Origin of the sequence: Luteolibacter flavescens (genome assembly GCF_025950085.1) — a bacterium.
Classification (GTDB): Bacteria; Verrucomicrobiota; Verrucomicrobiia; order Verrucomicrobiales; family Akkermansiaceae; genus Haloferula; species Haloferula flavescens.
This window is the reverse complement of sequence record NZ_JAPDDS010000008.1, coordinates 150266-172423: the sequence shown is the minus strand read 5'-3', so window position 1 is coordinate 172423 and position 22158 is coordinate 150266. Positions and strand designations below refer to the sequence as shown.

General features: G+C 66.2%; 13 protein-coding genes and 1 tRNA gene. 10 read left to right on the top strand and 4 right to left on the bottom strand.

Annotated features, from left to right (window positions below):
• Positions 1–122 precede the first annotated feature (122 nt).
• A complete protein-coding gene (gene lpxB, locus OKA04_RS15455; protein ID WP_264502085.1) occupies positions 123–1250 on the bottom strand; it encodes a lipid-A-disaccharide synthase in 1128 nt (375 codons plus the stop codon).
• 133 nt (positions 1251–1383) lie between these two features.
• Between lpxB and OKA04_RS15450 the strand changes: the two genes are divergently transcribed.
• From OKA04_RS15450 to nadA, 4 genes are all read left to right on the top strand, one after another.
• Positions 1384–2280 carry a tetratricopeptide repeat protein gene (locus OKA04_RS15450; protein ID WP_264502084.1) on the top strand — a complete coding sequence of 299 codons (897 nt, stop codon included), beginning with the start codon at positions 1384–1386 and terminating at the stop codon, positions 2278–2280.
• Positions 2281–2339: 59 nt separating this feature from the next.
• Complete coding sequence (locus tag OKA04_RS15445) at positions 2340–2969, top strand: bactofilin family protein (protein WP_264502083.1); 630 nt, start codon at positions 2340–2342, stop codon at positions 2967–2969.
• A gap of 150 nt (positions 2970–3119) precedes the next feature.
• On the top strand, positions 3120–3761 hold the full coding sequence (locus tag OKA04_RS15440; protein WP_264502082.1) for a hypothetical protein: 642 nt from the start codon (positions 3120–3122) through the stop codon (positions 3759–3761).
• A gap of 75 nt (positions 3762–3836) precedes the next feature.
• On the top strand, positions 3837–4775 hold the full coding sequence (nadA, locus tag OKA04_RS15435; RefSeq protein WP_264502081.1) for a quinolinate synthase NadA: 939 nt from the start codon (positions 3837–3839) through the stop codon (positions 4773–4775).
• Here the strand turns inward: nadA and OKA04_RS15430 are convergent.
• Entirely contained in the window at positions 4693–5292 is a 600-nt protein-coding gene (locus tag OKA04_RS15430; RefSeq protein WP_264502080.1) for a hypothetical protein, read from the bottom strand. The genes nadA and OKA04_RS15430 overlap by 83 nt on opposite strands.
• A gap of 350 nt (positions 5293–5642) precedes the next feature.
• Here OKA04_RS15430 and OKA04_RS15425 point away from each other — a divergent pair.
• From OKA04_RS15425 to clpB, 6 genes are all read left to right on the top strand, one after another.
• Positions 5643–5719, top strand: a tRNA-Arg gene (locus OKA04_RS15425).
• A gap of 551 nt (positions 5720–6270) precedes the next feature.
• Complete coding sequence (locus tag OKA04_RS15420) at positions 6271–9717, top strand: ankyrin repeat domain-containing protein (RefSeq protein WP_264502079.1); 3447 nt, start codon at positions 6271–6273, stop codon at positions 9715–9717.
• Positions 9718–9803: 86 nt separating this feature from the next.
• Positions 9804–12920 carry a tetratricopeptide repeat protein gene (locus tag OKA04_RS15415; RefSeq protein WP_264502078.1) on the top strand — a complete coding sequence of 1039 codons (3117 nt, stop codon included), beginning with the start codon at positions 9804–9806 and terminating at the stop codon, positions 12918–12920.
• Positions 12921–12923: 3 nt separating this feature from the next.
• Positions 12924–14534: a sensor histidine kinase gene (locus tag OKA04_RS15410; RefSeq protein ID WP_264502077.1), complete on the top strand. Its 1611-nt coding sequence runs from the start codon at positions 12924–12926 to the stop codon at positions 14532–14534.
• Positions 14535–14549: 15 nt separating this feature from the next.
• Positions 14550–15227, top strand: coding sequence for a response regulator transcription factor (locus OKA04_RS15405; RefSeq protein ID WP_264502076.1), 678 nt, complete (start codon positions 14550–14552; stop codon positions 15225–15227).
• Positions 15228–15835: 608 nt separating this feature from the next.
• A complete protein-coding gene (clpB, locus tag OKA04_RS15400; protein WP_264502075.1) occupies positions 15836–18415 on the top strand; it encodes an ATP-dependent chaperone ClpB in 2580 nt (859 codons plus the stop codon).
• 271 nt (positions 18416–18686) lie between these two features.
• Here the strand turns inward: clpB and OKA04_RS15395 are convergent, their stop codons facing one another.
• Together OKA04_RS15395 and OKA04_RS15390 are read right to left on the bottom strand one after the other, a co-directional pair.
• A complete protein-coding gene (locus tag OKA04_RS15395) occupies positions 18687–19523 on the bottom strand; it encodes a hypothetical protein (RefSeq protein ID WP_264502074.1) in 837 nt (278 codons plus the stop codon).
• Positions 19524–19535: 12 nt separating this feature from the next.
• Positions 19536–22130 carry a cytochrome c peroxidase gene (locus OKA04_RS15390; RefSeq protein ID WP_264502073.1) on the bottom strand — a complete coding sequence of 865 codons (2595 nt, stop codon included), beginning with the start codon at positions 22128–22130 and terminating at the stop codon, positions 19536–19538.
• Positions 22131–22158 lie beyond the last annotated feature (28 nt).

Genomic DNA, 22158 nt, shown 5'->3' with positions numbered 1-22158 from the left:
GGTCGCAGATGAGCAGGGCACCCGGCATCCCCGGGTGCCTTTTCATTTCTTCGAGAAGCATGACCCGGGGGCTTCGATGGGTGGGATCCGGAGGCTCCACCACTTTCGCGGCTACCGGGGCATCACCGGCCGATCCACTTCGAGATCGCGGTGGCGGCTCGGACGTGGGCACCGGGGCCGCCGAGCTTGGCAGCCGTTGCCAGCAGCTTGCGGCGGGTTTCCTCGCGGAAGGAGTCGTCGGAAAGGAAGCGCGAGAGCGACTGCTCGACGTGTAGCGGATCGGCCTCGGACTGGATGAATTCCTCCACCATCTTTTGCCCGGCGAGGATATTGATCAGGCCGATGAACTCGATCTTCACGAGCATCTTCGCCATCAGGTAGGTGGGCCATGCCACCTTGTAGACGAGGCAGTAGGGGAGTCCGAAATACGCGGCCTCCAGCGTGGCGGTGCCGCTGGCGACCACGCCGCAGGCGGCCCGCTGCATCAGATCGTGCGCGCCGCCGTCCCGGATGTGGACGATCTCGTCGAGCTTCGCCGCGGCGGTCAGTTCGCGCATACGGGCGGAGAGCTTGGCGGACGCACCACAGGCCTCGAATCTTGTCTCCGGGCGCTTGGAATTCAGGCGGCGGGCAGCCTCCAGCATCATCGGAAAGAGCCGGGAGACCTCGCGCTCCCGGCTGCCGGGCAGCAGGGCGACCAGGTTTTCCTCGCGGGATCCCGCGGTGCGCTCCTCCTCCAGTTCGTCCACGAGCGGGTGGCCGACGAAGGTGGTGGGCAGTCCCGCGCCTTCGAAGATCGGCTTCTCGAAGGGGAAGAGGCAGAGCATTTCATCCAAGAGACGCGCCATTTTGGGCAGGCGACCCTTGTTCCACGCCCACACCTGCGGGCTGATGTAGTAGATGATCTTCGTTTTCGGCAGCTCCTGGCGCACCGCCTCGGCGAAGCGCAGGTTGAAGCCGGGGTAATCGATCAGCACGAGCAGCGAGGGCTTTTGCGCGATGACCTCGGTGAGCATCTCGTCGAAGCGCTTCTTGAACCACCCGTAGCGCTTCAGCACTTCCCAGATGCCCATCACGGCGGCTTCCTCCACCCAGTCGCGGATGCCGTCTCCGGCCACCTCGCGCATTTCCGGGCCTCCGGCACCCCGGACTTCCAGCTCCGGATGCATCGACAGCAGGGCGCGCAGCATCCCAGCGCCGTGTGCATCGCCACTCAATTCCCCCGCGATGACATACAGCGCCTCGGCCATCTGCGGCGGAGCTTAGGGAAGCCGTTTGCGCGCTGACCATGAAAATCCCGGCGGCATGTCGAAACGATGTGCCCGGGGGAGGGAATTCGTCATTGCTTTCACGCGTCCCGGCTCCTTAATCGCGGCCCGCATCATGGCCGAAGACTCCGTCGAAACCCCGCGCCCGCTTGCCGAAATTTCCCACGGCCCCTCCGCATTCGAGACATTCCTCGAGCGCAACCAGAAGGGCATGATCGCCCTTGGCGTCGTGCTGGTGGCTGCCACCGCCACGTTCATCGTCATGCGCGGCCTGAAAGAGGAGTCGGAGCACAATGCCGGTGCCATCCTGGTGAAATCCGAGGGCATCCCGCAGCTACAGGCACTGGTGAAGGAAAAGCCGGACACCGCCGCAGCCGGCAGCGCCCAGCTCGTCATCGCGGAAAAGCAGTGGGAAGCCGGTGACCAGGACGCCGCCATCGAGACCCTCAAGGGCTTCATTTCCTCGACGCCGGATCACCCCGGCGTGATCAGCGCGAAGGCCAGTCTCGCCACCCGCTTGCAGCAGCAGGGGAAGAAGGACGAGGCGAAGCAGTATTTCCAGGAACTGGTCAACGATCCGGCCGCCCGCTACGTCGCTCCCTACGCGCTCGTTTCGCTCGGCGACATGCAGAAGGCGGGAGGAAAGCTCGATGAGGCCGAGCAGTCCTACAAGAAGGCCGTCTCCGACTACGGCACGAATCCCCTTGCAAATCTGGGCACCCAGCGCCTGAACCTGCTGCGCTTCAAGGACCCCGTGGCCGTTGAGGCCCCGCCAGCCCCACCTGCTCCGGAGGGAGGCGAAGTCCCGGCCCCAGGCGGTATCTTGGACGGTGCCGCCATGCCGAAGGAGCTCGAGGGACCGCTCGGCAGCATCCTTTCCGGCGGCGACGCGACTCCCCCGGAAGAAGCCCCGGCGACTCCTGCCGAAGAAACCGTGCCGCCCGCCGAGGAAGAGCAGCCCGCGCCTCCGTCCGAGCAGCCCGCCCCGCCCGTGGAGGCTCCGAAGGAGTAGTCCGCACGAGGGGAAATCCAATTGACTTTCAACTTCACCGCATTCCCTATTCACACGCCATGAGCAATAGCTTCGGATTTCGCAAGATCACCGGCAACAAGCCGGAAGAGCCCGCCGCCCCGACCGCACCTGCCCCCACGGCATCGTACACGCCGGCACCGGCACCCGCTCCTGCCAACTACGGCAGCCCCGAGCCGGTGGCACCTGCCGCCGCGGCAGCTGCCTCCGTCCCCGCCGCAGCCGCGCCACAGCGCCCGGTGGGTCCATCCCGCAACGTCCTCAGCTCCGACGTGGACATCAAGGGCACGGTCAAATTCACCAACGATCTGGTCGTGGACGGCCGCATCGAGGGCGAGATCCAGTCCGACGGCAATCTGACTGTGGGTGAAAACGCCCGCCTGAAGGCCGAGATCAAGACCGGCACCGTGGTCGTCTATGGCAAGGTCCACGGCAACATCGTCGCCAACGACCGCGTGGAACTGAAGGCTTCCGCGGAAGTCGTCGGTGACATCAAGGCAAAGACCCTCTCGATCGAGCCGGGTGCCATCTTCGTCGGCAAGTCCGCCGTCGGCACGCCCTCGACCCCGGCTGGCGCTCCCGCCAAGCAGGGTGGTGGCCAGGCCGCTGCCGCCGCACCGGCTGCAAAGGCAGACACGAAGCAGGGCACGCTTTCCGGCGTGGATTCCTGATCGGTCATACCTGCGATCTTTTCCAAAGCCCGCCCGGCTCACGCCGCGGCGGGCTTTTTTGTTGGGTCAAATCGGACAAGGCATGGCTCGTGCAGAAGCCGGGGGGAATCCTGATTGAGCTTTGATACAGAGCCTGCGCACCATCGGCACGTGCCATTCCCGCTTGCAGTTTTCTTGGTGTATCACTGCTTCAATATACTGATGCAGTCGGCTCAACTGATGGTGCTACGCGCATGCAAGCTGCGGGTTGAGCACGTTCAGCTGTTTTACGGCAAGCCGGTGGCCGCGGTGGATATGGGAAGCACCCGCGTTGTCCTTGGCTGGTTCCCGATGGGAAGCTATATCAGGCAAGATCCGACCCAGTTCGCATCGCTGCCAACACCTGCGCGGGTGGCCCTCATCCTCCTCGGCCCCGTCATTTTACTCGGAGTCGCCCTGTCCTTATTGGGCCCCGAGGAGACCTTGCATCACTTCGTGACCGGCTTCCGCCAGTTTGTGGAGGGGATTCTCCACCCGCAGTCAGTCGGCTATGCCCTGTTCGGGAAGCTGCACGCACTCTATGTACAATCGCCGGCGGCCATGGCGGGTGTCATCAGTGCCAAGGGAGCGGCGTGGGCACTGTTGCCGATTGGGACAGCTGGTGCCCCGGTCCTGAAGGAGATATTTTCTCCCGACGTGCGTCCTCGTGAAGGAGTCGACGGATTGATCTCAATGGGGATGATGGTCTACATGCTGGCCATCTTGATGTGGCTGGGGATTTTTGTGGTGTATGCGGTGAATCACTGGGCTTGAAGCCGTGCTGGGGCCTTCCCCTCGGCTGCCCGTCTCCACGGTTGCCCTGCGGCGGCTTCGGTCCTAGTGTCCGCCATGCCCGCCGTCGCGCTCGATCTCAAGGAAGCGATCCTTGCCCTGAAAAAGGAACGGAATGCCGTCATCCTCGCCCACAATTACCAAACCGGGGACATCCAGGACATCGCGGACTACGTCGGTGACTCGCTCGGCCTCGCCTATCACGCGAAGGAGACGGATGCCGACGTGATCGCCTTCTGCGGCGTCCACTTCATGGCGGAGACGGCGAAGATCGTGAATCCTACGAAGGTCGTCGTACTTCCCGACAAGGACGCCGGTTGCTCGCTGGAACAAAGCTGCCCGGGGCCCGAGCTGGAGGCCTTCCTGAAGGCGAATGCGGAGAAGAACTACTATGTCATCGCCTACATCAACTGCTCCGCGCACGTGAAGGCGCTGTGCGACGTGATCTGCACCTCCGGCAATGCGGTGAAGATCGTGAACAAGGCCCCGCAGGACCGCCCCATCCTCTTCGTCCCGGACGCGAATCTCGGTGCCTGGGTGATGGAGCAGACCGGCCGCAAGATGGACCTGTGGCAGGGCTCATGCTACGTCCACGTGGAATTCACTCGCGACTCGATCAATCGCATCAAGGCGGAGCATCCCGGCGCGCTCGTCGTCGCCCATCCGGAGTGCACGCAGGCCGTGCGACTGCTGGCCGATGAAGTCTGCTCGACGGAGAAGATGATCACCTTCTGCCGGAATGCACCGGTGAAGGACATCATCGTCGTCACCGAGAGCGGCATGCTCCACCGCCTGCGCCGCGAGTGCCCGGACAAGAATCTCATCGCGGGGCCCACCGACCGCTGCGCGTGTGCGGACTGCCGCTACATGAAGATGAATACGCTTCAGAAGCTGCACGATTGCCTGGCGAATCTCAGCCCGCAGGTTGAACTGCCGGAAGATATCCGCCAGCGGGCCGAGGTGCCCTTGCTGCGGATGCTCGAGCAATCGCGCTGAGCATCCGCTCGCGCCAGCCATCCTCCAGCAGCGGCTCGCCCTCCATGCGGCGCAGCAGGGGGATGCTCAGCAGCAGCGCCAGCATCGCCAGGCCCGCACCGCCCAGCATCAGCCGCGTGCCGTGAGGCGTGTGCATTGGCGTGGTCTCCGGCGGCAGCGTGTAAACGAGGAGCTGCCGGCCTTCCTCCGCGTGATGGCGTTCGTAGGAAGCGACCACGGCCATCATCGTCCGGCGCGCCTCCTCGGGATCGCGGCCCCGGGCGGTCAGCTCGACCGTGTCCTGGCTGGTTGCGGGCTTCCACGTGACCTGCGAGCGCAGCATTTGCTTCGTGGTGGCAGCGGACGTGTGGTCGGTGGCGAGCGTGGATGCGGCCTCGTCGATGACCTTCCCGGACTTCAAGGAAGCAGTCATTCCACCCTCCGGAACGGCAGGGGAGCGGAGCACGACCCCGGATTCATAGACCGGCGGCGCCACCTGCACCATGGCAGTGCCCAGCGCCCACATGGCCAGCGGCACGGAAAATACGGCGCAAAGGGTGCGGAGGGACTTCCAGAGGTCCGACGGGCTTGTCGCCAAGCTCCGTCCCTCCGGTCCCGACCGGCGGGGTCTTCCCCCAACACAATTTTGCGTTATCATTCGCAAAATGAGACCTGAAGGGTTCAGAGAAGTTCAAAACTCGCAAAAAATGCAGGCGAGCATGCACGGTTTGCTAAAAAGTTAAAGGTGGTCTCGAAACGCCCTCCGCGCCACCGGAAATCGAGCGGCGAAAATTCTTCGCGGAAATGCGAAACATTCCTCCGATTGTCTTGACAGAAGCCGCCGCGCCCGGTTTCTTTCCGGCCCGCGCCGCAAGGACGGTTAACAAAGCACCCATAGCTCAATTGGATAGAGCGTCTGACTACGGATCAGAAGGTTAGGAGTTCGAGTCTCTTTGGGTGTGCCACTTTCAAGGCCCTGTAGTTCAAAAAGCTACAGGGTCTTTTCGCGTTCGGATTGTCGTCGGGGCTTGGACCCGTCGCTAGGTAAGCACCGTCGATGCGATGATCGCGACGCGGCGGATATGCACGAGCCGGGTGAAATAGATAGGCGTGGCTCGACTTCAGCGCTCCGCCTCGCGGTAGCCAGCCTGGGAGCGCCGGTAAATAGGTCGGCCCGGGTGGTCTCTGGCTGCACGCCTCACCGGGTGCCAACGTGGTCCGCATCGGCCCGCGTGCGGTTCGCCGGTCCGAGGAGGCCACCAACAACGCCCGCTTTCACAAACCTCCTCAAGAGTCGAAGGTCAGTGGCTGCCTGCAAAACAGCTTCGACCGTACGCGGAGCGATGCGGACCACGGTGGCACAGGGTCTCCGTCGGCATGGATAGCTGCTTCGGGCCGGTCCATTGACCGGCGCTCCCAAGGGGAGGCCTCGCGTGACGCACACCTCCATGGCGTATCTTGCAGTCATGACCATTCCATGACAAACCGGCGGGCGGATGCTGCCATCCTCCCTGCCATGACGCGAAACCCGATATGCCGTTCCGGCCTGACGATCCTGTCCGCGATGTGCCTGCCGCTCACGCCGCTGGCGGCGCAGGAGGGGAAAGCATCGCCACCGGCAAAGGCGGAGCGCGAGCAGGACCTGCGCGAGCTGCTGCGCGAGGGGCTCTACACTGAGGAGGTGACGCGCGATCCGGAGGCGGCGGCGAGGCAGTATGAGGCGCTGCTTTCACGGCACGATGCCCAACGGGCCTTCGCCGCCAGCGCACTCTTCCGGCTGGCGGAGGTGCGGCGGAAGCAGGGCCGGAAGGACGACGCCATCGCGCTCTACCAGCGGCTGCTGGCGCGCTTCCCCGAGGCGGAGGCGGAGGGGAAGCTCGCACGGGAAAACCTGGCAACGCTGGGGGGAAAGCCCGCGGAAACTGGAACGAACCCCGGGACGGCCCCGGGCGAGGTGGCTCCGGTGGATTACGAGGAGGAGGACATCAAGCGCCTGCGCAAGCTCGCCGAGACTTCCCCGGACAAGCTCCGCGATCCGCAGACGCTCGCGAATGCGATCCAGAATGAATATCCGAAGGTGGTCGCCTTCCTCCTTTCCCAAGGGGCGGATCCGAATGGTTCGCCCGCGCTGGCCATCGCGGCGGCGCGCGGGAATCTCGCGATCTGCAAACTGCTGCTTGAGAAAGCCGCACCCACGCCGGAGATGGCGGGCAAGGCGCTCGCCGAGGCGGTCCAGAACGATCGCCTGGTGATCCTCACCTATTTGCTCGACCAGAAGCTCAGCCCGGACAGCCCCGTGGAGAGATCGCTCGGCATCCACGAGTCCCCGCTGACCGTGGCGGTGAGCGCGGGCCATGTGAAGGCGGCGACGCTCTTGCTGGAGCGGAAGGCGGATGCGAATTTCATGATGCAGTGGAATGGCACGCCCAGCCTCCGCACGCCCTTTGGCACGCCGCTGCATGTCGCGGTGCTGTCGGGGCAGGCCGGGCCGGCCATGGTGCGCGTGCTGCTGGAGCACGGCGCGGATCCGGATGTGGCGATGCCGGAGACCGGGCTGACGCCGCTCCATTTCGCCACCTCGCTGAAAGGCCCGGATGGGGACGCGATGGTGAAGGCGCTGTTAGAGAAAGGCGCGGACTCCGGGAAGCGCAGCACGGTTCCGCCGATGCCGCCGAATGTCTATGACGCCGACCGGCAGCCGTTCGTGTGGGCGACGCCCTTCGAAATGGCTCTGGGAAACGAGGACGAAGTGAAGATCCAGGCGATGCTCGCGAAGGGAGCGAAGCTCGATGCCCCGGGCTCCGATGGCTTCACGCTGCTGTCGCAGTCCATCCGCACGAAGAACACGCGGCGCTTCCAATATCTGCTGAAGGCGGGTGCCGATCCGAATGTGGCGAATGCGGACGGCTCCACGCCGCTCACGACCGCCATTCACCCCGGCGACGCGGAGAGTGTGAAGGCGCTGCTAGATGCCGGTGCGGATCCTGACAAGCCGGGCGCGGGCGGCTCGACCCCTCTCGCGTTGGCGGCGGGGCACAATCTCGGGCGGCCGATGGTGGAGCTGCTGCTGGCAAAGGGCGCGAAGCCCGATGCCGCCAGCATGAAGGCGGCGTGCGATGCGTCGCGATTCGAGCTGGTGGAGCTGCTCATGGCAAAGGGTGGCACGCCCGAAGCCTCCGTGGTGAAGAAGGCGATGGAATTGAATAGATGGGATCTGGTGGCGAAGCTGTTGGATGGCGGTGCGCCGCTGCCGGATGACTCGAATTATTATCCGTGGGAGACGCCGCTGGTGCTCGCCTTGCAGGCGGGGGATATCGCCGTCTTCGAGAAGATGATCGCAAGGGGAGCGAAGCTTGACGAGCAGTGGGCGAAGGATGGCTTCCTCGACAGCTTCTTCAGCGCCCAAATGGGCAATGCCTACACGCCCATCCCCAAATCCCTCCGCCCCGAGCTTTTCCGGAAATACACGCTGCCCCGGCTGGAGACTTCGGAGCAGGTGCGCCTTGCCACTCACTCCATGAGTGGAACCGGGGTGAAGGCACTGACGGAGGAGGGCGAACCGCGCCGGGGGGACTCCCTCGCGGAGCTGCTGCTCGCGCCTTCCATCGCGCCGAACTGGCCTTCCGGGATCTCGCCGGAAGACAAGCTCATCCTCTGGCGGAAGTCCGGGGATGCATGGCAGGCCGTACATGAAACTATTATCGACGGCGACGGGGCTTTCCCCGCCTACCAGCCCGGCGACATCATCGAACTGGTCGAGCGGGCGGGAAAGCCACGCGTGGCGGCGAGTCCGGGTGACGGCGTTCCCAGCCGTACCTCCGGTCTCATGCCCGAGATGGAGTGGGAGATTCGGCGGCGCATTTCCTTCCCCGTGACGCTGGAGATCGGCGGGCAGGTGGAAGAGCTCACGCTGCGGGGCGACCGCCTCACCCATGATCCCACGTCGCGGGAGGTGCCGCTCTGCACCGCGGGCAAGCTGGCGGCATTGCGCTGGTCATTCACCGCGCCGCTGGATGCGGTGCAGGGTCTCACGCTGGCGGTGACGCGCGCGGGCTGGCCGGAGGTGCGGGTCGCATTTCACTCGGATGTGGCCACGATGTTCGGTCTGCAATCCGGCGACCGCGTGAAGGTGGAGGTACCCGCGCAGGACCAAGCCGCGCTCCTGGAGCTGAGGAAGAAGCGCATCGCCGTGAGGGCTGCGGGCCTGCCTTACGGCTGGACGATGGATTGCGCGAGCGGCTACACGACTGCGAAGCATGAAGTAGGAAGCCCGCCGCCACGGCCACCTCTGGCACCCGTGCTCGCTACCGCGCTCGCGCCCACGCTCTGCCAGATCCTCGCGGAGACACAGGTGGTGCCATCGGCGTGGGGCCGGGGATATCTCAAGGACGGGCCAGCGGAAAGGATCCCTGTGGAACTGCAGGGCCGCGCCGGGGATCTGACCGTGCTGCCGCATCCGGATCTCTCGCGCATCCGCATCCTGCGGTTGAGGGATAATGGCACGGAGGAGATGGTGGAGGTGGATCTCTCCCGCATCATCGCCGCCACCGGTGACGATGTCTCCGCGGAGGAAGTGCGGAAACTGGATACCCAACTCCAGCCCGGGGACGTCGTGGAGCTGAGCGTTCAACAGGACCGACTCGGCCAGCCGTGGAAAGGTCTGTCGGGAAAGGAGGCCGGATTCCTCACCCGGGCGACGCAGGGACGCGTGCAGATCATCGATAGGCGTGGCAATATCCGGCTGGAGGAGATCGTCTTCCGCCCGCCGGTCTTCCGCGAGACGGCGGCCGGGTGGCTCCCGCTGTCACCAGGCGGCAGCAGCCAGACCGTGCGCGCATCCTCCTGGACGGGGGCGCTCAATGAGGTGGAAGTGAGCCGCGGTGGCACGTCCTATTCCAGAGTGAATCCCGCGAGCGTCTTCTTCCGCGATGGCGATCAGATGAACTTGCAGCGCTCCCGCTGAAGGCACGCACGTACGCACTCGTCATCACTCCTCATCCATGACCCTTCCGTGACACACCGGCTTCACGCTTCCTCCATCTTCCTGCCATGACGCGATCCCTCTTCCGCCGCTCCGGCCTCGTGCTTCTTTCGCTGCTGCTGCCGCTTGCTCCGCTTGATGCGCAGCAGGCACAGACGCCGCCTCCACCGGAGAAAGACCTGCGCGAACTGCTTCGCCAGGCGCTCTATACCGAGGAGGTCGATCGCGATGCCGAGGCGGCCGCGACGCTCTATCAGGCGCTCGTTTCCCGCCACGATGAGGACCGGCAGTTCGCCGCCAGCGCCATCTTCCGGCTGGCGGAGGTGCGGCGGAAGCAGGGCCGGAAGGACGACGCCATCGCGCTCTACCAGCGGCTGCTGCGCGAATTCCCCACCGCCGCCGCGGAGGCAAAGCTGGCCGCGGAAAACTTGGCCGCCATGGGGGGCGCGCTACCCGAGAGCACCACTCCCGCACCCGCCGATCCGCAGTCGGAGGAGCTGGCTCGGGTGAGGGCACTGGAGAAAACCGCGCCGGATCTCCTGCGCGACCCGAAGACGCTGGAGGAGGCTGTCAGTAAGGCGTGGCCGCGCGTGGTGGAGTACCTGCTGGACGCGGGGAATGACCCGTATCGCTCGAACGCCCTCGGCACCGCCGCCCATCTCGGCCATCTCGATATCTGCCGCATCATCCTGGAAAAGCGCGGGAATCCGCCCGAGAGCATCGCCAACGGTGCGATGACCAATGCCCTGCACGCCGGGCGCATCGAAGTGATGAAATTCCTCCTCTCGAAGGGCTTCCCGCCCGATGGGGCGCAACTGCTCGCCGCCTCCGTGCGCCGGCCCGCCGCACGCTGGGACCGCGCGCTCACGGAGTATCTGCTGAAGGCGGGCAGCGATGTGAATCTCCTGCCCGCGGACACTTCCGAGCCCTTTCCCGCGGAGGACACCACCATGCTCTTCTTCCCCTACGGCACGCCGCTGCACGATGCGCTGGCGTGGCGGAATATCGAGGCGGCGAATTTCCTGCTCGATCACGGCGCGAAGCCCGACCTGCCCACCGCCGAGCACGGCATCGCGCCGCTGCACATTGCGCTCTATCTGGAGGAAGAGGGTACCATGGATCTGATCCGCAGGCTCCTCGCCGCCGGGGCCGATCCGAATCGCCGCACGGTGAAGACCCCGCCGCCGGAACAGCGCGTGGCGGGCCGCGGCGTCCCCTATACCCGCAGCACGATGTGGGATGGACTGACGCCGCTGGAGATCGCCATCCGCTTCCCGAATCCCGAGGCGGTGAAGGTGCTGCTGGAGGCCGGGGCGAAGCCGGAGTGGCCGACTACCTGGACCATGGCGATGGAGTCGAAGAATGCGTCGGTTTTTAACACGCTGCTGGACGCCGCGGACAAGCCACCCCTGCAGGACCTGCTCGCGCTGGCCGTGAAGAATGGACGAGCGGATGCCGTGACGCGCCTCCTCGATGCGGGTGCGCCGGCGAAGGATCTTGCCCTGCTGGAGAGTGCCGTGCAGAAGCGGGATCTCGTGATCGTGAAGGCGCTCTTTGACCACGGGCTGGTGCCGACGGACAAGTGGATCCGCGAGCAGCGGAGGGACGGATCGAGAGAGTTAAATGAGCTGCTTTTCCGGCGCTTCACCATTCCGGATCTGGTCGGGCGGCCCGCCGTGCACTTCTTCTCGAGCGCTGTGGGAAACAGCGCGAAGGAGTTGGCTCGGAAGTCGGGCGATGCGCCGCCGCTTTCGCTCGCCGAGCTGCTGCTCGCTTCGGAAGACATCGCCTGGCCCTCGTCCACACTGCCAGGTGACGTGCGCGCCGCGGACCGCATCGCGATCTGGCGGAAGACGGAAGGGGGAAAGGTCGAGCGCATCGACGTGCGCCTCGATGGCGCGGAACCGCTGCGCGAGCTGCAGTGGGGCGACGTGATCGAGCAGGGCTTCTCTCCCGGACCGGATGGCGAGCCCGTGCGGTCGCGGAACATGGAATTCCGCAGCACTCCCTCACCCGAGGTCGGCTGGGACCTGCAGCGCCGCATCGCCTTCCCCGTGACGCTGGAGATCGATGGCCGCCGCGAACACCTCACGCTGCGGGGCGACCGCGTCTATCACGATCCCACGTCCGCCAGCGTGCCTTGGTGCACGGCGGGGGAGCTGGTTGCGATGCGTTGGCAGCCGGGCATGGAGCTTTTCCGCGACTCGCGTACCGTCACTGGCACGATCCTCATCACCCGCAGCGAGTGGCCGGAGATCCGCCTGGAGTATCCCATGGAGGAGTCGATGCGCTTCGCCCTCCGCCCGGGGGATCGCATCGCCTTCACCCCCGCCGCAGAGGTGGCCGGGAAGATCGCGGAGCAGCGCTCGGGTACCATCACATTGAGGGCCGCGGGCATGCCGTATGGATGGAGCATTCCCTGCGCGGGGGGGAATCCTTCTTCGTCAATCGACCGTTACCCCCCGCCTTATGTGGCCGCCTTGCAGCCCACGCTCTTCCAGATCATCGCGGAGACGCAGGCGCTGCCGGGCTTCTGGCCGCGGCGTGAGGATGTCTCGCCCGAGTCGTTGCCTGCCACGCTGCGGCAGAGCGGCGCGCGGGCGAGCATCCTGCCGCACCCGGACTTCTCGCGCATCCGCATCCATCGCGTGAAGGAGGACGGCGGCACGGAATCGCTCGACGTGGATCTCGACAAGATCATCGCGGAAGCCGCCGCCGATGCCACGCCGGAGCAGCTCCGCAAGCACGACATCGCCTTGCGCGCCGGAGACATCGTGGAGCTGCACGTCCGCATGGATCGCCTCGCGCAACTGTGGAAGGGTCTGTCGGAAAAGGAGGCCGCCTTTTTCACGAGGTCGCTGCAGGGCCGCATCCAGGTCATCGACTCGCAGTCGCAGACGCGCATGGTGGAGATCCGCTACGAGGCACCGGCGTATGTCGAGACGTCCGCCGGATGGTTGCCGCTGCCGGGGAAGACGGGCCAGCCGACGGTGCGTGCCTCCATCCTGCTGCCGAATGAATCGGGCATCAGCATCACGCGCGACGGCGGGTCATACCACAATGTGGTCTCTTCCCGGATCTTTCTGAAGGACGGCGACCAGATCTCGCTGGGCAAGTTCCCGGTCGAGATCTCGCGTCCGCGCGTCGTTCCGCCGCCCGTCAATCCACCTGCCGATCCCCGCTGAGCCATGGCACGCAGAGCTGTTGGATCCCGGTCGCTCCATTGGCTGACCCTCGCGGTGGTGCTGCCGCTGCTGGTGCTGGCCGTGCTGGCGGCGGTGGGGGCGCGCTCGCAGATGCAGGCCGCGTGGGCGGACGCGCGCATGGAGGCGGAGCGGCTGGCTCCCGCCATTGCGGCCGAGCTGGAGCACGATCTGGGGCAGAGCATCAATGAGATCGCGATCTATCCCGATCCGCCTATCCCCGGCGAGCCCTCGCCGAAGGACGAGATCCTGAATGGCACCGACATCGGAGCGCTGGAGAACCTGCGGAATGACCCAGATGCCGGGATTTCCCCCGCCGGTCTGCCGCGCCGCGTGCTGGCAGGGCTGGCGATCCACCGGCTCGATCGGGGGTGGCCCGCGAATGTCGCGGTGATGGAGGGCCTGCTCACCGTGGAGGCTCCCTCGGTGCTCACCACGCTCGCGCTGGAGAAGATGCAGCTCGGCGGGATGACGGAAGCGAGATGGCGGAGGGAGGAAGAGATCCGCGCCCGCGTGAAGGAACTCGGGCTGGATGAAGGCGACGTGTGGGAGCTGCGCGACGGCGTCTTCGTCCACATCATCCATCGCGAGGGCAAGCTGTCCTTCGTGCAGATCCCCGACATGCGGGTGGATCATGACCGGAGCCTGCCCCCGTGGGCCCAGGCGCGGCTCGCGCTGGCGTCATCGCCACCGGGCCCGGAGGTCATTGCCACCAGCCGCGTGCGGGTCGGCTCCGGGCTGGAGGTGAGGATCCTGGCCGATACCAGCCTGATCGAGGCCCCGGTGCGGCGCTTGCAGAAGTGGATGTTCGCCATGCTCGGCGCGTCGCTTGCCACGGCGGCCGTCGCGCTGGCGGTGCTGCACCGCACCATCCGCCGGGAGCGGCAGCTCGGGGAGATGAAGAGCCAGTTCGTCGCCAGCGTGTCGCACGAGTTGCGCGCGCCGGTCGCATCCATCCGGCTGATGGCGGATGCGCTGGAGGCGGGGAAGGTGGCCCCGGAGACCGCGCGGGAGTTTCACCGGCTCATCGCCCGCGAGGGTGCGCGGCTCTCCACCCTGGTGGGAAATGTGCTCGACCACGCGCGCATCGAGCAGGGGCGGAAGGTCTGGCACATGGAGCCCTGCGATCTCGCCGCGCTGGCTGCGGACACCTTGCGAGTGATGGAGCCGCTCGCGCGGGAAAGGGGCATCACCCTGCGGCACGAGCTCGCCCCGGTGGAGGCCTCCGTGGACGCCGATGCCATCCAGCAGGCGCTGGTGAACCTGCTGGACAATGCGATCAAATTCTCCCCGCCGGACACCGCGATCGTCACCACGCTGGCGAACTACGGGAAGCATCGTACTTTCCGCCTCTCCGTCCGGGACGAGGGCCCCGGCATCCCGGCGCACGAGCACGCCCGCATCTTCGAGCGCTTCTACCGTCCCGGCGACGAGCTGCGCCGCGAGACTCAGGGCACGGGCATCGGCCTCAGCCTCGTGAAGTCCATCGCCGAGGCCCATCACGGCACCGTCACCGTCGAGAGCGCCCCCGGTGCTGGCTCCACCTTCATCCTGGAGCTTCCCGTCGCCCTCTCGAATTCCTCCACCGGTCACTGATCACTTCTCCCAAAGATGCGCCTCCTAGTAGTAGAAGACGAAGCCCCCATGCGCACCGCGCTGGTGGAAACGCTGAAGGCCGAAGGCTACCGCGTCCACTCCGCCGCGGAGGGAGTCGCCGGGCTGGAGCTGGCGTGCACGGAGCCCTTTGACCTGGTGCTGCTGGACGTGATGATGCCCGGTCTCGATGGCTTCGCCGTCTGCCGCGAGCTGCGGAAGCGCGGCCGCACCATGCCCGTGCTGATGCTGACGGCGAAGGGCCAGGTGGACGATCGCGTGGAGGGCCTGGACAGCGGCGCGGACGATTACCTCGTGAAGCCCTTTTCGCTGAAGGAACTGCTCGCCCGCGTGCGTGCCCTGCTGCGTCGCCGCGAGCGCGATGAGGCGCTGGGCGGGGAGCTGGTCATCGGCAGCGCGACGGTGGACTTCACGAAGCGCCTGCTCGTCCGCGGGGAGACGCGGCACGATCTCTCGGAGAAGGAAACCGGCATGCTCCGCCTGCTCGCCACGCACGCCGGCGAGGTGGTCAGCCGCGAGCGATTCCTCGATGTCGTCTGGGGCTACCATGCCTACCCGAGCACGCGCACGGTGGACAATTTCATCGCCGCCCTGCGCGCGAAGCTGGAAGCCGACCCCGCCAGCCCGCGCCATCTGGTCACCGTCCGCGGGGCGGGGTACCGGCTGGACCGGTGAAGGAGGCGTTGTTTTCGTGGGCCGTTGCCGGTCGGGGGAAGCACGGGCTGGCATGCTGGGAGCGCGTGCCACCGGCTCGCTTGGAAGGCCGGGCGAAGTGACCCCTGAAGCCCGCCAGCACCCGAGGCCATCGTGGTCCGCATCGCTCCGCGTGCGGCCGAAGGCATATGATGGCGGACTCCACCCTCAGCTGGCGGACCGGCGGATCATGACGGCGGACTCCACCCGCAGCCATCGTGGTCCGCATCGCTCCGCGTGCGGCCGAAGGCATAGGCTGGCGGACTCCACCCTCGGCTGGCGGATCGGCGGATCATGACGGCGGACTTCACCCGCAGCTTCCCTACCGGCGAACCGCACGCGGAGCGATGCGGACCACGATGGCACAGGGTCTCCGTCGGCTAGGAGGGTGGCTTCGGGCCGGTCTGATGACCGGCGCTCCCAGTGCCTCCATCGAACGGACGCAAGCAACCATAGTAATAATCTTAAACAAACTTTTTGAATAAAGACGCTGCTATGTCATCAGATGGGAAACAAAACGGAAGGCAGGCGTGGCGGGTCGCCGCGACTGGCCTTACCTTCCCGCGTAAACCTCCAGATCCTCCGCACCCATGGGACTCGACAAGCTCACCACGAAACTCCAGGAAGCCCTCCAGGCCGCCCAGCGCCTGGCCTCGAAGTCGGCTCACCCCGAACTCAAGGGCACCCACCTCCTCCTCGCCCTGCTCCAGCAGGAGGGCGGCATCGTCACGCCCATCCTGCAAAAGGCCGGCGTGGACGTCACCCGGCTGAAGGCCGCGCTGGCCACCGCGCTCGACCGCGAGCCCGCCCAGCAGGGCGGCACCACCCAGCCCCAGATCTCCTACGGCCTGCGGGCCACGCTCGATGCCGCGGACGAGGTCCGCGAGGCGATGGGCGATGATTTCCTCAGCGTGGAGCACGTGCTCATCGGCGCGCTGAAGGCCGACGCCCCCGAGGGCAAGCTCTTGAAAGAAGCGGGCCTCGACGAGAAGAAGGCGCGCGCCGCCATCGAGGGCGTGCGCGGCCCGCAAAAGGTGACCGACCAGGACCCCGAGGGGAAATACCAGACGCTGGAGAAATACGGCACCGACCTCACCGCCCGCGCGCGTGAAGGGAAGATCGATCCCGTCATCGGCCGAGACCATGAGATCCGCCGCGTGATGCAGGTGCTCTCGCGCCGCACGAAGAACAATCCCGTGCTCATCGGCGAGCCCGGCGTGGGGAAGACCGCGATCGTCGAGGGCCTCGCCCGCCGCATCGTCTCCGGCGACGTGCCGGACTCGATGAAGGACAAGCGCGTCATCGTGCTCGACCTCGGCGGCATGCTCGCGGGCGCGAAGTATCGCGGCGAATTCGAGGAGCGGCTGAAGGCCTTCTTGAAAGAGGTCACCGAGAGCGCCGGGGAGATCATCCTCTTCATCGATGAGTTGCACACCATCGTCGGCGCGGGGAAGACGGAGGGCAGCCCGGATGCGGGGAACCTGCTCAAGCCGCAGCTTGCCCGCGGCGAGCTGCGCACCATCGGCGCGACCACGCTGGACGAGTACCGCAAGTACATCGAGAAGGACGCCGCGCTCGAGCGCCGCTTCCAGCCGGTGATGGTCGGCGAGCCTTCCGTAGAAGACACCATTGCCATCCTGCGCGGGCTGAAGGAGCGCTACGAGGTGCACCACGGCGTGCGCATCCAGGACGGCGCGCTGGTCTCCGCGGCCATGCTTTCCGACCGCTACATCTCCGACCGCTTCCTGCCGGACAAGGCCGTGGACCTCGTGGACGAGGCCGCCTCGCGCCTGAAGATCGAGCTCGACTCCATGCCCACCGAGATCGACCAGATCGAGCGGCAGGTCATGCAGCTCGAGATGGAGAAGAAGGCCCTCGAGAAGGAGACCGACAAGGCCTCGATCGCCCGCCTCGACAAGGTGAAGGAAGAGCAGGCGAACCTCCGCGAGCAATCCGCCGGCCTGATGGCGCAGTGGCGGAACGAGAAGGACGTCATCGACTTGGTGCGTGCCGCGCAGAACAAGATCGACTCGCTGAAGACCGAGGCCCAGCAGGCCCAGCGCATCGGCGACCTGACCCGCGCGTCCGAGCTGAACTACGGCCGCATCCCCGAGGCTCAGCGCGAGCTGGAGGCCGCGAATGACCGGCTGGTGGAGCTTCAGAAAACCGGCGCGATCCTCCGAGAGGAAGTCACCGAGGAAGACATCGCACGCGTCGTCTCGTCATGGACCGGCATCCCCGTGACGCGCCTGCAAGAGGGCGAGAAGGAGAAGCTGGTCCACATGGAGGAGCGGCTGGGCAAGCGGGTCATCGGCCAGCGAAAGGCGATCAAGGCCGTCTCGAATGCCGTGCGCCGCGCGCGCGCCGGGCTGCAGGACGAGAACCGCCCCATCGGCTCCTTCCTCTTCCTCGGCCCCACGGGTGTGGGCAAGACGGAGCTCTCCAAGGCGCTCGCCGAATTCCTCTTCGACGACGAGGGCGCGATGGTCCGCATCGACATGTCCGAGTACATGGAGAAGCACAGCGTGGCCCGGCTCATCGGTGCGCCTCCCGGCTACGTCGGCTACGAGGAGGGCGGCCAGCTTTCCGAGCATGTACGACGGAAGCCGTACTCGGTGGTCCTCTTCGACGAGATCGAGAAGGCGCACCCGGATGTCTTCAACGTGCTGCTGCAGGTGCTGGACGACGGTCGCATCACCGACGGCCAGGGCCGCACCGTGGACTTCCGGAACACGGTCCTGATCATGACCTCGAACATAGGCAGCCAATACATCCTCGGCGAGGACAATGCCGAACAGCGCGAGGCGAAGGTGCTGGATGCACTGCGCCAGTACTTCCGCCCGGAATTCCTCAACCGCATCGATGAAACGATCATCTTCGACCGCCTGCACCGCGAGGAGCTGACGAGCATCGTGGATATCCAGCTCGACCGCGTGCGCAAGCGCCTGGCGAAGCAGGGGCTCGCCCTCGCCCTCACCGAGAGCGCGAAGGAATTCATCGGCAACCAAGGCTACGATCCCGTCTATGGCGCCCGCCCGCTGAAGCGCGCCATCCAGCACCAGCTCCTCGACCCGCTCTCGCTGGACCTGCTCGATGGCAAGTTCAAGGACGGCGACGTGATCACCGCGGACGTGAAAGGCGGCGCGATCGAGTTCACGACCGGCTCATGACCGTAGCTGGAGCATCTTGCTCCAGTTCTTCCCGATGGCGGGCCTTCCAACGAAGGCCCGCCTTCATGCTTTTCGAGCATGCGGCTGCGGGTAGGCTTCCCGTTTATCAGGACATGGCGTGCCCGGATCTTATCGGTTCTATTCGCGGATGCTTGATCGGATCACTTCCATGACTTGGCCCATGGTGTCCTCAATTGTGAGGCAATGGGTTTATCCTGCGGTCAGGGCTCCGAATCAGTGGTGTCCGCTTTTATGTGGCACCACGGCGTTCTCAAAAACGCCAGGTCATCCCGCCGTGGATCGAGATGTCGGTGGAGCCGGGTCCGAAGCCGGTCCCAGCCCCGAGGCGCAGCGAGACATCGTGCGTGGGGCTGTAGAAAAGTCCCGCAATGGCTTCGTGCAGGCCGTGGGAGACGAGGTCGCCGATGACTTCCAGGCCTGCGGCCAGCCGGGCGGTCAGGTCCTGCCGAACGGCGAGGGCGTAGCCGAAGTCGATGTCGTCGCTGCCACCGCCGACCATGAGGAAATTCGCCAGCACGCGCGTGCGCCCGGAAGCCTGCCACTCGCCGATCAGGCGGGTTTGGAAGTGATCTTCGCCGTGGCGGTGGATGCCATCGTGCGAATGCCCGCCGCCGCCATGAATGTGCTGGCCGATGGTGCCGGGCGGCGGTGCGTCGGGATTTGTCCCCGGACCTCCGGAGCCTCCCGGGATCACGTGGTAGTGGACAGAAGAGTGGGAACTGGAGTGCGAACTGTCCGCGAAGTGGTAGGCCGCCGAGGCACCCACGCGGAAATCCGTTCCCGGCACCGCTCTCGACCACTGGAGCAGCGGAGTCACGCCCGCGTAGCCGAAGTCCCCCGGCGTGCCATTCGAGAGCTGGAAGGTGGAGCCCGCCGCGAAGCCTCCGCCGAGGCCCATCAGGAATCCGGGATCGATCTCCGTTTCATCCGCGCCCGAGTTCTTCGCCCAGGATCCGGAGATGAAGACGGACCCGTGGCCGAGCTCCGGCACACGCGTGTCCAGCGTGACGAAGAAGTCCTGCCCGTGGTGGGCGCGGGCGCTTGAGGAGAGGAGGGCGAGGGATAGCAGTAGCAGCAGTCGATTCATGAGCGGGTCGATTCACCAGGTGCGGGAGAGTCGGAAAAAGCGGGCAGGTGCCGTGGGGTGGAAGTCGTCGGCGAAGAGCGTGCCGCCATCTTCCTCGGGGGCGACATGCCATGGCACCCAGTCGCCGGAGAGTCCGGTGGAGGTCTCCGGATACCAGTCGAAGTACGATGACCATCGTAGACGCACCGCCTCCGGCGTGGTGCCGATCCACAGCGCGGGCGGCGCTTCGTCACGGTCGCGGATGCCATTGCCATTCCGGTCCCCACCGAATGCCGTTGCCCGCTCTACCAGCGTGCCGGAAAAGGTCAGCGTGTCCTCCGCACCGGTGACCAGCGCGAGCATCTCTGCCCGGGTGCGCGGCGAATCGGTCACGGTGTCGGCGAGATAGCGCTGGGTGGGGGTGTCCCAGCGGAAGGTGCGGCGCAGGCCGGAGAGATTCCCGCTCGCCACTAGCGCCGCATCCAGCCAGGCCGCGCGGGTTTCCAGCAGCGCCAACTCCGCGGACGTCGCCGTGGCAGCCGCATTCGCAGGCGTGACGGTCACCTGATAGCCGACCACTGGAGCGGTGCCCGTGTCAAAGGACATCAGGAAGGTCGTGAGCGGCGCCATGTCCGCGGCGCGCAGGCGGTCGAGCGTGTAGGGGTGGGCCTCCGGCAGCGCGTGAAAGGTGCCGTCTGAGCCGAAGCCGTACCCGGAGAGTGATTGCTGGTTGTTCCCGGGATTGTAGATCCCCGCCCTCTGGTAGATCAGCCGGAGCGGCGGGTTTTTCATCGGCTGGCCACGGCCTACAAGGCTCGGCAGGTCGAGGTTTTGGTCGGTGCCCGCATCGAATGCGTGGCACACGATGCAGTGGCTGCGCGTGTGATTGAGGAAGAGCTCGCGTCCCGCGACGGCGCTCGCGCCGTTCAGGTTCGTCTTGAGCGTCCGGTCGAGGTTGCGGTTCGGATTCGGGTGGTGCAGCAGCGAGCGGAGGTAGGCCGCCACCTTGTCCATGTCGTTATCCGGACGCGCGGTGCCGCCCATCAGGTTGGGGAAGACGGTGTTGAAGCTCTGGATGGTGGGCTTGTCGCCCCGCCAGTGGAATTTCGTCACGATCGCCGCCGCGGGCGAATTGAGCACGCTGTCATTCAGCGCGAGGCCGCGCAGCGTTTGCGTGACCATCGGCCCCTTCATCGGGTGCAGGCTGCGATTGTAGACCGTCTCGTCATGGATCGACAGGTCCGCGGAGGGGATAGAGACCATGCTGCCGCCGGGGTCGCCGAGGTCCCACGCGATGCCATCGTGATCCGCATCCAGATGGCAGGTCGCGCAGGAGATGGTGCCATTGCCGGAGAGCCGGGCGTCATTGAGAATGCCGCGCCCGATCCGGTGCTCTGGCAAGATCGTGTCCATCGAACCTATCCTCGACTCGGAGATCCACGCGCCATCCGCGGTGCCCACCGTGGTCAGCGTGTCGCTGAGCTTGTTCAGCACGAAGACGCGGGTGCCATCTGCGGAAAGCACGAGCGCACGCGGGCCGCGGACCCCGTCGCTGCCCGCGCGGACATCCACGCGGCGGAGGATCGCCCCGGTGGCGGGATCCGTCTCCGCGATGCGGTCGGAATTGAACGCGGTCACCCATGACCGTGTCCCGTCCGGCGTGAAGACCACCGACGTCGGCTGGGCGAGCGCCAGGGCGATCGATGCGGGAGCAGGCGTGATGGCGCGCGCGATTCCCGGATTCAGATCATGATGCGTGAGGGTGGCGGCGGGCAGCGCGATGCGGGTTAGCCGGTGCTTCACGAATTCCCCGCGCAGCTCGGGCTCGAATCGGATCAGATTGTTAGAGTCGCTGTTCGCGCACCACAGCGCGCCGTCCGGGTGCATCGCCAGCGCGAAGAGATTCGTGCCCACGCCGCCGATCCAGCGCAGGAGCTGGTTGTTCGCGGTGTCGATCTCGGCGATGTCGTTGTCCAGGGTGTTCCAGCCGATGCGCGGGTCATTCGCGGGGACGATCAGGCCGGTCTTCGGTGCGGCGGGCAGGGCGGTGTTCGTCGGCGCGGGCGGGTTTGGCGCGGAGGCCGCGGGGAGCACGGTGGTCTTGTTCCCGGACAGCAGCGAGGCGACGTAAAGGCGCGAGCCATCCGCGGACACCGCCATGGCCGAGGGCATCAGGCCATTCACCGGGATACGCGTGACGATCGCCCGGGCGGCCACGTCGATCACCACGATCTCCCGGCTGCGTGCGCAGGATACGAAGGCCTTGCCGCCCGCGAAACAGAGATCCGCGGGCTCGTCTCCCACGCGGATCGTGGCGATGGCCACGCGCCGCGAGAGGGAGACGACCGACACGGAATCCGACTCCTCGTTCACCACCCACACCTCGTCATTCGTGCGCGCTTGCACCGAGACGGGCTCCATGCCCACCGGGATCTCCGCCACCAGCACCGGCGGGGTGGAGGCCCCGCTGCCCGTGGCAAAGACCGACAAGCTCGACGCCGGCGAATGCAGTGCGAGCAGGTGCGTGCCATCCGGCGTCAATGCCAGCGGACGCCGCTGGCGCGCCTCGAAGTGCTGGTAGGCGGACGCGGTGATGGCGGTCAGCAGGAAGAGCAGCAGGGCTTTCATCACGGGACGGAAGTACGATGCAGGTAGT

Bases quoted from the DNA above. Each gene is read 5' to 3' on its own strand.
- OKA04_RS15390 (WP_264502073.1), bottom strand. From the start codon at position 22,130: ATGAAAGCCCTGCTGCTCTTCCTGCTGACCGCCATCACCGCGTCCGCC.
- OKA04_RS15415 (WP_264502078.1), top strand. From the start codon at position 9,804: ATGACGCGATCCCTCTTCCGCCGCTCCGGCCTCGTGCTTCTTTCGCTG.
- OKA04_RS15445 (WP_264502083.1), top strand. From the start codon at position 2,340: ATGAGCAATAGCTTCGGATTTCGCAAGATCACCGGCAACAAGCCGGAA.
- nadA (WP_264502081.1), top strand. From the start codon at position 3,837: ATGCCCGCCGTCGCGCTCGATCTCAAGGAAGCGATCCTTGCCCTGAAA.
- OKA04_RS15450 (WP_264502084.1), top strand. From the start codon at position 1,384: ATGGCCGAAGACTCCGTCGAAACCCCGCGCCCGCTTGCCGAAATTTCC.
- OKA04_RS15410 (WP_264502077.1), top strand. From the start codon at position 12,924: ATGGCACGCAGAGCTGTTGGATCCCGGTCGCTCCATTGGCTGACCCTC.
- OKA04_RS15420 (WP_264502079.1), top strand. From the start codon at position 6,271: ATGACGCGAAACCCGATATGCCGTTCCGGCCTGACGATCCTGTCCGCG.
- OKA04_RS15395 (WP_264502074.1), bottom strand. From the start codon at position 19,523: ATGAATCGACTGCTGCTACTGCTATCCCTCGCCCTCCTCTCCTCAAGC.
- clpB (WP_264502075.1), top strand. From the start codon at position 15,836: ATGGGACTCGACAAGCTCACCACGAAACTCCAGGAAGCCCTCCAGGCC.
- lpxB (WP_264502085.1), bottom strand. From the start codon at position 1,250: ATGGCCGAGGCGCTGTATGTCATCGCGGGGGAATTGAGTGGCGATGCA.
- OKA04_RS15405 (WP_264502076.1), top strand. From the start codon at position 14,550: ATGCGCCTCCTAGTAGTAGAAGACGAAGCCCCCATGCGCACCGCGCTG.